This is a genomic window from Klenkia sp. PcliD-1-E, from assembly GCF_024124375.1.
GTDB lineage: Bacteria > Actinomycetota > Actinomycetes > Mycobacteriales > Geodermatophilaceae > Klenkia.
In genome coordinates, this window is the sequence record NZ_JAMXRZ010000149.1 from 1 (window position 1) to 8908 (window position 8908).

At 73.0% G+C, this 8908-nt stretch carries 8 protein-coding genes, 1 rRNA gene and 1 pseudogene; 1 reads left to right on the forward strand and 9 read right to left on the reverse strand.

Annotated elements, in window-relative coordinates:
* The 9 genes from NH342_RS20370 to NH342_RS20410 all read right to left on the reverse strand — a co-directional run.
* Positions 1-65: ribosomal RNA gene (locus NH342_RS20370) — 16S ribosomal RNA — on the reverse strand; the annotation flags it as partial.
* A 426-nt stretch (positions 66-491) separates the two neighbouring features.
* A complete protein-coding gene (gene dapB / locus NH342_RS20375; protein ID WP_253017722.1) occupies positions 492-1286 on the reverse strand; it encodes a 4-hydroxy-tetrahydrodipicolinate reductase in 795 nt (264 codons plus the stop codon).
* Between the two features lie 47 nt (positions 1287-1333).
* A complete protein-coding gene (locus tag NH342_RS20380) occupies positions 1334-1690 on the reverse strand; it encodes a VanZ family protein (protein WP_253017724.1) in 357 nt (118 codons plus the stop codon).
* A complete protein-coding gene (locus tag NH342_RS20385; RefSeq protein WP_253017726.1) occupies positions 1687-3030 on the reverse strand; it encodes a pitrilysin family protein in 1344 nt (447 codons plus the stop codon). Before NH342_RS20385 ends, NH342_RS20380 begins: the two co-directional genes overlap by 4 nt.
* A gap of 32 nt (positions 3031-3062) precedes the next feature.
* Positions 3063-5312 (reverse strand): polyribonucleotide nucleotidyltransferase, encoded by a 2250-nt coding sequence (locus tag NH342_RS20390; protein WP_253017728.1) that lies wholly within the window; start codon positions 5310-5312, stop codon positions 3063-3065.
* Positions 5313-5570: 258 nt separating this feature from the next.
* Positions 5571-5840: a 30S ribosomal protein S15 gene (gene rpsO / locus NH342_RS20395; protein ID WP_091066175.1), complete on the reverse strand. Its 270-nt coding sequence runs from the start codon at positions 5838-5840 to the stop codon at positions 5571-5573.
* A 91-nt stretch (positions 5841-5931) separates the two neighbouring features.
* Positions 5932-6891, reverse strand: coding sequence for a bifunctional riboflavin kinase/FAD synthetase (locus NH342_RS20400; protein ID WP_253017730.1), 960 nt, complete (start codon positions 6889-6891; stop codon positions 5932-5934).
* A 1-nt stretch (position 6892) separates the two neighbouring features.
* Positions 6893-8038: a branched-chain amino acid aminotransferase gene (locus tag NH342_RS20405; protein ID WP_253017750.1), complete on the reverse strand. Its 1146-nt coding sequence runs from the start codon at positions 8036-8038 to the stop codon at positions 6893-6895.
* A 107-nt stretch (positions 8039-8145) separates the two neighbouring features.
* Positions 8146-8463 (reverse strand): antibiotic biosynthesis monooxygenase, encoded by a 318-nt coding sequence (locus NH342_RS20410; protein ID WP_253017752.1) that lies wholly within the window; start codon positions 8461-8463, stop codon positions 8146-8148.
* A gap of 57 nt (positions 8464-8520) precedes the next feature.
* On the opposite strand from NH342_RS20410, the pseudogene NH342_RS20415 reads away from it, so the two are divergent.
* Positions 8521-8908, forward strand: a pseudogene (locus tag NH342_RS20415) (hypothetical protein); the annotation flags it as partial.

The following is an 8908-nucleotide window of genomic DNA, read 5'->3' on the forward strand; positions in this document are numbered from 1 at the left end:
TCGACTTGCATGTGTTAAGCACGCCGCCAGCGTTCGTCCTGAGCCAGGATCAAACTCTCCGTAGATGAATTCAACCCAGACCAAGAACCAAGACCTGACAGATCTCGATCATCAATCCAGAAACCCCGAACCAAAAGTTCAAGGGGTCAAACAGTTGGCACTGACTTTCGGCACGCTGTTGAGTTCTCAAAGAGCGGACGCGCAAGAACCCCAGCCTCTCGGCCTTCGATGTCTCGGCTTGTTGTCCTGCTCGGCGCCTCGGGCCCGGCCTTGCGGTCGTCCCCGGCGCAGAGAGAAAGTTACGCCACCGCCTGGGGTGCGTCAAACCCGGGGGGTCACCGAGGTGTCCCTCCGGTGTCCGTCCAGGGCCGCCGGAGGACGAACAGCCAGGTCAGCGGATTCCGATCCGGCGCCGTCTGGGAGGCAGGTCACGTGTCGACGGGGTGTCGCGGGCGTGTCGGGCGCCCTCCCGCGTGCCCGACACGGACCGGTCAGAGACCGAGGAGGGACTCGATGCCGATCGTCAGGCCGGGCCGGCGCTGGATCTCGCGCACCGCCAGCAGCACCCCCGGCATGAACGACGCGCGGTCGTAGGAGTCGTGCCGCAGGGTCAGCGTCTCGCCCTGGGTGCCCAGCAGCACCTCCTCGTGCGCGACCAGACCGGCCAGCCGCACGGCGTGCACGGGAACGCCCTCGACCACGGCACCCCGGGCGCCGGGGAGGGAGGACCCGTCCTGGGTGGCGTCCGGGGCCGGGGCCACGCCGGCGGCCGACCGGGCCTCGCTGATCAGCTGCGCCGTGCGGGTCGCCGTCCCCGACGGCGCGTCGACCTTGTTGGGGTGGTGCAGCTCGACCACCTCGACGGAGGTGAAGAAGCGCGCGGCCTCGGCGGCGAACTTCATGAGCAGCACGGCACCGATGCCGAAGTTGGGGGCGATGAGCACGCCGAGGTCGGGCTTGGGCGCGAGCCACTCGCGCACCGTGGCGATCTTCTCGTCGTCGAACCCGGTGGTCCCGACGACGCAGTGGATGCCCTGGTCGATGCAGAAGCGGATGTTCTCCATGACCGACTCGGGCCGGGTGAAGTCCACGGCCACCTGGGCGCCGCCGTCGGCGACGTTGAACAGCCACTCGCTGCCCTCGACCATGGCCACGAGCTCGAGGTCCTCGGCGGCGTCGACCGCCCGGCAGACCTCGACGCCCATCCGGCCCCGGGCACCGAGCACCGCGACCGGGATGAGCGAGCCATCGGGGGCGGGAGCGGTGACGGGGCTGCTGGAGGTCATGGTCGGCACCCTGACGGGCGCCGGACGGGGACGCAACCCCGGGCGGGTCAGCGGCGGACGGCGGTCGCCGCGCGCCAGAGCAGGAGGCCGACGAGCACGCCGACGACGTCGGCCAGCCAGTCGCCGAGGGAGGCGTCGCGGCCCACGAGGTCGGTGCCCTGCAACGCCTCGCTCACCGCCGCCCACAGCACCATCAGCCCGGCGGCGACCCCGCGGCCGACCCCGGCCCACCGGGCGGTGAACGCCTGGGCGGCGAACAGGGCTGCGTGCACCACCTTGTCCACGCCGAACGGGGTTGCGGGGACGTCGCCCTGCGGGGCGAACAGCACGGCGAGGGCGACCAGCACGGAGACGGCGAACGCCCCGCGGGCCAGGGCGCCGTGCTCGGCGAACCACTCCCTCATGCCGACAGCCGGTCCAGGTCCTTCTCCCGGTACGGCCCGACGACGGCCAGCGCGGTGGGCCGCGACAGCAGATCGGCGGCGACCGCGCGCACCTCGGCGGTGCCGACCGCCTCCAGCCGGGCCAGCACCTCGCGCACCGGCAGGTACTCCCCGTAGGACAGCTCGCTCTTGCCCAACCGGCTCATCCGGGACCCGGTGTCCTCCAGACCCAGCACGAGCCCGCCCTTGAGCTGGCCGATGCCGCGGGCCACCTCCTCGTCCGCGAGCCCCTGGTCGGCGACCTCGGCCAGACCCGCGCGGACCAGCCGCAGCACCTCGGGCACCCGTTTGGGTGCGCAGCCGGCGTAGACGGAGAAGACCCCGGTGCCGGCGTAGTGCGTGAGGGAGGACCCCACGCTGTAGACCAGCCCGCGCTTCTCCCGGATCTCCTGGAACAGCCGGGAGCTCATGCCGCCCCCGACCGCGGCGTCCAGGACGGCGGCGGCGTAGCGGGCGGGGTCCAGCCGGCCCATGCCGATCGACCCCAGCAGCAGGTGGGTCTGCTCGGTGCGCCGGTGGATCAGACCGGTGCGGTGCGCCGGCTCACCGGGCACGCCGTCGTCGCCGTCCCGCAGCGGGTCGGGTCGGGCGTCCCCGGTCAGCCTCTCGCCGAAGGCCGCCTGCACCAGGTCGAGGACCTGCGCGTGGTCGACCCGGCCTGCGGCGGCCACCACGATCGAGGGCGCGGCATACCGGCCGCGGTACCAGCCGTCGACGTCGGAACGGGTGAGGGCCTCGATGGACTCCACGGTGCCCAGCACCGACCGGCCCAGCGGGGTGTCCCCGAACAGCGTCCCGGCGAACAGGTCGTGCACGGCGTCGGCGGGCTCGTCGTCGCGCATGGCGATCTCCTCGAGCACGACCGTCCGCTCGGACTCCAGGTCCGGCGCCGTGTTGAGGGCGTCGGTGACCAGGTCACCGAGCAGGGTCACCGCCAGCGGCAGGTCGCTGGCGAGCACGTTGGCGTAGTAGCAGGTGTGCTCCTTGGCGGTGAAGGCGTTCATCTCACCGCCCACGGCGTCCATGGCCGTGGCGATCTGCAGCGCCGTGCGCGAGCGGGTGCCCTTGAACAGCAGGTGCTCGAGGAAGTGCGAGGAGCCGCCCAGGCCGGGTGGCTCGTCGCGGGAGCCGACGCCCACCCAGATGCCGACCGTCGCCGACAGCACGCCCGGCATCTGCTCGGTGATGACCCGCAGGCCCCCGGGGAGCTCCGTGCGCTCGACGCGGCCACCGACCTCGTCGACGTCGAGCACCTCGGTCTGCCCGACGGCGACCGGGGTGGGCGCCTGGTCGGCACCCACCCCGGTCACGGTCGAGCTGCGGTCAGCCGTGGTCACTCACCCGCGGGGGCAGCAGCGGCCTCGGCCGGGGCCTCGGCGCCGCCCTCGACGACGGGCACCAGGCTGATCTTGCCGCGGGCGTCGATGTCGGTGATCTCGACCTGCAGCTTGTCGCCGACGTTGGCGACGTCCTCGACCTTGGCGATCCGCTTGCCGTTGCCCAGCTTGCTGATGTGCACGAGGCCGTCGCGGCCGGGCAGCAGGGAGACGAAGGCGCCGAAGGCGGTGGTCTTGACGACCGTGCCCAGGAACCGCTCGCCGACCTTGGGCAGTTGCGGGTTGGCGATGGCGTTGATCCGGTCGACCGCGGCCTGGGCCGAGGGGCCGTCGGAGGCGCCGACGTAGATCGTGCCGTCGTCCTCGATGGTGATGTCGGCGCCGGTCTCGTCCTGGATCGCGTTGATCATCTGGCCCTTGGGGCCGATGACCGCGCCGATCTTGTCGACCGGGATGCGCACCGTGGTCACCCGGGGGGCGAACGGGCTCATCTCGTCGGGGCCGTCGATGGCCTCGAGCATGACGTCGAGGATGTGCAGCCGGGCCGCGCGGGCCTGGGTCAGCGCACCGGCGAGGACGTCGGAGGGGATGCCGTCGAGCTTGGTGTCCAGCTGCAGCGCCGTCACGAAGTCCTTGGTGCCGGCGACCTTGAAGTCCATGTCACCGAAGGCGTCCTCAGCGCCGAGGATGTCGGTCAGCGCGACGTACTCGGTCTTCCCGTCCACCTGGTCGGAGACCAGGCCCATGGCGATGCCGGCGACCGGGGCGCGCAGCGGCACACCGGCGTTGAGCAGCGACAGCGTCGAGGCGCAGACCGAGCCCATCGAGGTCGAGCCGTTGGAGCCCAGGGCTTCCGAGACCTGCCGGATCGCGTAGGGGAACTCCTCGCGGTCGGGCAGCACGGGCAGCAGGGCCCGCTCGGCCAGGGCGCCGTGGCCGATCTCGCGCCGCTTGGGCGAACCCACGCGGCCGGTCTCGCCGGTGGAGTACGGCGGGAAGTTGTAGTTGTGCATGTAGCGCTTGCGGGTCACCGGGTTCAGGGTGTCCAGCTGCTGCTCCATGCGGAGCATGTTCAGCGTGGTGACGCCCATGATCTGGGTCTCGCCGCGCTCGAACAGCGCCGAGCCGTGCACCCGCGGGAGCACCTCGACCTCGGCCGACAGCGGCCGGATGTCGGTGACGCCGCGGCCGTCGATGCGGACCTTGTCGCGCAGGATGCGCTGCCGGACGACCTTCTTGGTGACGGCGCGGAAGGCGGCGGAGATCTCCTTCTCGCGGCCCTCGAACTCCTCCGCCAGCGCGGCCTTGACCTCGTCCTTGAGGGCGTCGGTGGCGTCCTCGCGCTCGGCCTTGCCGGCGATGGCCTGGGCCACGGTCAGCTTCTCGTGGGCCTGGGCCTCGACGGCGGCGTAGACGTCGTCCTGGTAGTCCAGGAAGCGGGGGAAGTCCTGCACCGGCTTGGCGGCCTTGCCGGCCAGCGCCGACTGGGCCTCGCACAGCGCCTTGATGAAGGGCTTGGCGGCCTCGAGGCCCTGAGCCACGACCTCCTCGGTGGGGGCGGTGGCGCCACCGGCGACCAGCTCGATGGTCTTCTCGGTCGCCTCGGCCTCGACCATCATGATCGCGACGTCGCCGTCGGGCAGGACCCGGCCGGCCACGACCATGTCGAAGACGGCGTCCTCGAGCTCCGTGTGGGTGGGGAAGCCGACCCACTGGCCGTTGACCAGCGCGACGCGGGTGGCCCCGACCGGGCCGGAGAACGGCAGGCCCGACAGCTGGGTGGACGCCGAGGCGCCGTTGATGGCCAGCACGTCGTACAGGTGGTCGGGGTCCAGCGAGAGCACGCTGATGACGACCTGGACCTCGTTGCGCAGGCCCTTGGCGAAGGTCGGGCGCAGCGGGCGGTCGATGAGGCGGCAGGTGAGGATCGCGTCCTCCGACGGCCGGCCCTCGCGGCGGAAGAACGAGCCGGGGATCTTCCCGATCGCGTACATCCGCTCCTCGACGTCCACCGTCAGCGGGAAGAAGTCGAAGTGGTCCTTGGGCTGGCGGCCGGCCGTGGTGGCCGACAGCAGCGTGGTGTCGCCCATGGTGGCGACGACGGAGCCGGCGGCCTGCTTGGCCAGGCGGCCGGTCTCGAAGGTGACGGTGCGGGACCCGTAGGACCCGTTGTCGATCACCGCGGAGGCGGTGAAGACGCCGTCCTCGGCGTCGTAGTCGATGGTGGTGTCGGTGGGTGCGGACATCTCGTGAGTCCTCTTCCTGCGCCGCATGCGGCGGCGCCCTCTTGGTTCGGCGGTGTGCGCCGGGTCCCTGGGACCGGTCTTCGATCGAAGCCCTCGGGTCGCGGGGCTGGTGCCTGCCGCGTCCCGGGGGCCACTACCGAGGACCGGGCCGTGCGCGGTGCGCGACCAGGGCCGGTGCGTGGCCACCTGGACCCGTGCGGCGGGTGCCGCACGGATTCGGGGGCCGACCCCGCGGTGCGGAGCCGGCCCCTCGACGTGCTAGCGGCGCAGACCGAGCCGCTCGATGAGCGAGCGGTAGCGGTTGATGTCGGTCTTGGCCAGGTAGTTCAGCAGCCGGCGACGACGGCCGACCAGCAGGAGCAGGCCCCGCCGGCTGTGGTGGTCGTGCTTGTGCTGCTTGAGGTGCTCGGTCAGGTCGCTGATCCGTCGGGTCAGCATCGCCACCTGCACCTCGGGGGACCCGGTGTCACCCTCGACCGTCGCGTACTCGGTCATGATCTGCTTCTTCGTCGCGCTCTCCAGCGCCATGGGTGCCTCCTGGGCAGGTCACGTGTGGCCCCCGGTCGGTGTCACGGGGGCAGCATGCACACGCGTCGGTGCAACCGACGCTCGTGCCAGGCTACACGGTGCCCAGGACCCGCCTCGTGTCCTCGACGTCCCGGTCCATCTGCTCGATCAGCGCCTCGGGGCCGGTGTAGGCGACCATCGGCCGCAGGCGCTCGGCGAACTCCACGCCCACGTGCTCCCCGTACAGGTCCCCCGACCAGTCGAGCAGGAAGGCCTCCACCGTGCGGTGGGTGCCCTGGAAGGTCGGGTTGGTGCCCACCGAGACGGCCGCCGGGAAGCGCCGGCCACTGCGGCCCGAACGGTCGCGCAGCACCAGGTGCCCCGCGTAGACCCCGTCGGCCGGGATCGCGGTCCAGGGCGGGGACTCCACGTTCGCGGTGGGGTACCCCAGCTCCCGGCCGCGCCGGTCGCCCCGGACGACCACGCCGTCCACCCGGTGCGGTCGGCCCAGCGCGCGGGCCGCGGCCCCGAGGTCGCCGGCGGCGACGCAGGCGCGGATGTAGGTCGAGGAGATGGTCACCTCTCCCCCGCCCGCGGAGTCCGCGGCCAGGTCCAGGCCCTCCACCGCGAACCCGAACCGCCGTCCCTCCCGGGTGAGGGAGGCGACGTCGCCGGCGGCCCGGTGGCCGTAGCTGAAGTTCTCGCCCACCACGACGGCGACCGCGTGCAGGTGCTCGACCAGCACCGTGTGGGTGAAGGACTCCGGCGACAGGCGGCTGAACTCCGGGGTGAAGGGCAGCACGCACATCGCGTCCACGCCCAGCTCGGCGACCAGTTCTGCCTTGCGGTCGGCCGAGGTGAGGATCGCCGGGTGGGCACCGGGCCGCACGACCTCGGCCGGGTGCGGGTCGAAGGTCAGCAGCAGCGCCGGGCGGCCCAGGCTGCGCGCCTTGGCCACCGCGGCCCCGATCAGCTGCTGGTGCCCGCGGTGGACGCCGTCGTACATGCCGACGGTGACCACGGTCCGGCCCAGGTCGCCCGGGGTCGCCTCCAGGCCGCGCCAGCGCAGCACGTCAGGCGGCGGTGACGGTGTGCAGCCAGCCGTGCTCGTCGGCGACGCGACCGTGCTGGATGTCGAGCAGCCGCTCGCGCAGCGCCGTCGTGACCGCGCCGGGGGTGCCGTCGCCCACGGTGAAGTCACCGGTGCGGGCCTTGACGTGGCCCACCGGGGTGATCACCGCGGCGGTGCCGCAGGCGAAGGCCTCGGTGATCGAGCCGTCGGCCACCCCGGCGCGCCACTCCTCGACGGAGAACCGGCGCTCGGTGACCCGGTGGCCCAGCTCCCGGGCCACGGTGATCAGCGAGTCGCGGGTGATGCCGGGCAGCAGGGTGCCGGTGAGCTCGGGGGTGACCAGCTCGGCGTCGCTCCCCGAGCCGAGGACGAAGAACAGGTTCATCCCGCCCATCTCCTCGACGTACTTCTTCTCCGTCGCGTCCAGCCAGACCACCTGGTCGCAGCCAGCGGCGATGGCCTGCTCCTGGGCCAGCAGGCTCGCGGCGTAGTTGCCGGCGCACTTGACGTCGCCGGTGCCCCCGGGAGCGGCCCGGATGTAGTCCTCGGACAGGTAGACCGACACCGGCTGCACCCCGCGGGGGAAGTAGGCGCCGGCCGGGCTGGCGATCACCACGAACAGGTACTCCGCCGCCGGCCGGACGCCCAGGAACGGTTCGACGGCCAGCTGGTAGGGCCGCAGGTACAGCGTCTGGTCGGGGCCGGTGGGCACCCAGTCGCGGTCGGCGTCGACCAGGGCGTCGACGGCGGCCAGGAACCCCTCCGCGGGGACGGGCGGCATGGCCATCCGCACCGCGCCGCGGGCCATCCGGGCGGCGTTCTGCTCGGGCCGGAAGACCGCGACCGAGCCGTCGGGCTGGGCGTAGGCCTTGAGCCCCTCGAAGATCGACTGGGCGTAGTGCAGGGCGGCGGTGCTGGGGTCCAGCTGCAGCGGGGCGTACCCGGTGAGCGTGGCCTCGGTCCAGCCCCGGCCGGCGACGTAGCGGGCCACGACCATGTGGTCGGTGAACACCTTGCCGAACCCGGGGTCGGCGAGCAGCTGCTCGCGCTCGGCCACCGGCCGGCGGGTCGCCTGCTCCACCACCAGCGGCACACCCTCGGCGAAGGTGCGCGAGGAGGTGTGGCTGGGGCTGAGCGTGTCGGTCATGGCTCCCACTTCGGATCGGGACGGCCCCGGGACGGCGTCGTCCCCTGCACAGTAGTCCCGGGCGCGCCGGGGGCCCGGGTCCGGCTCGGGGGCCGACGCCGGACCGGTCAGCCCTTCGCCGACGCCTGCGTGACCACCTCGAACGACCACACCTGGGAGCCGGTGGCGGCCGGGGCCGTCCGCGGCCCGCCGCCGGAGTGGCCGCGGGCGAAGTCCTGGCCGTCCTGCCACGCCCGGAAGTCCTCCTCGCTGCGCCAGCGGGTGTAGACGAGGTAGGAATCGGTGCCCTCGACCGGGCGCAGCAGCTCGAACCACTCGAACCCGTCGGAGGACTCCACCGCACCGGCCCGGTTCGCGAACCGCTCCTCGAGCCGCTCGCGGGCCTCGGCGGGCACGGTCAGCACGTTGATCTTCACGACGCTCATGCCCTCCCCCTGCCCCGCCCGACCGCGGACCACACGGGGTCGGGCACCATCGCCGCCGTGGTCGAGCTGGCGTTCGGCGCCGCCGTGCTGGCCCTGTTCGTCAACAGCGCCGCGTCGCTGCTGGAGGTCGAGGGCAGCCGGCGGGTGCGGCCGGGCCGGCCGTTGGCCACCCAGCCGCGCTACGTCGGCGGGCTCGTCCTGGACGGGCTGGGCTGGGTGCTGTGGGTCGTGGCCCTGCGCTCCCTGCCCGTGGTCACCGTGCAGTCGGTGCTGGCCGGGGCGGTCGCGGTGACGACGGTCGCCGACCGGCCCGGGCGGGTGCGCGACCTGCCGCGGCGGTCGCTGACCGGTGTCCTGGCCGTCGTCCTCGGGTTGGTGCTGGTGGCGGCCGCGGCGCAGCCCGGGCGGCCGGCGGCGCTGCCGGCCGCGGCGCAGCCGGTGCTGC

Bases quoted from the DNA above. Each gene is read 5' to 3' on its own strand.
- dapB (WP_253017722.1), bottom strand. From the start codon at position 1,286: ATGACCTCCAGCAGCCCCGTCACCGCTCCCGCCCCCGATGGCTCGCTC.
- NH342_RS20410 (WP_253017752.1), bottom strand. From the start codon at position 8,463: ATGAGCGTCGTGAAGATCAACGTGCTGACCGTGCCCGCCGAGGCCCGC.
- rpsO (WP_091066175.1), bottom strand. From the start codon at position 5,840: ATGGCGCTGGAGAGCGCGACGAAGAAGCAGATCATGACCGAGTACGCG.
- NH342_RS20405 (WP_253017750.1), bottom strand. From the start codon at position 8,038: ATGACCGACACGCTCAGCCCCAGCCACACCTCCTCGCGCACCTTCGCC.
- NH342_RS20390 (WP_253017728.1), bottom strand. From the start codon at position 5,312: ATGTCCGCACCCACCGACACCACCATCGACTACGACGCCGAGGACGGC.
- NH342_RS20380 (WP_253017724.1), bottom strand. From the start codon at position 1,690: ATGAGGGAGTGGTTCGCCGAGCACGGCGCCCTGGCCCGCGGGGCGTTC.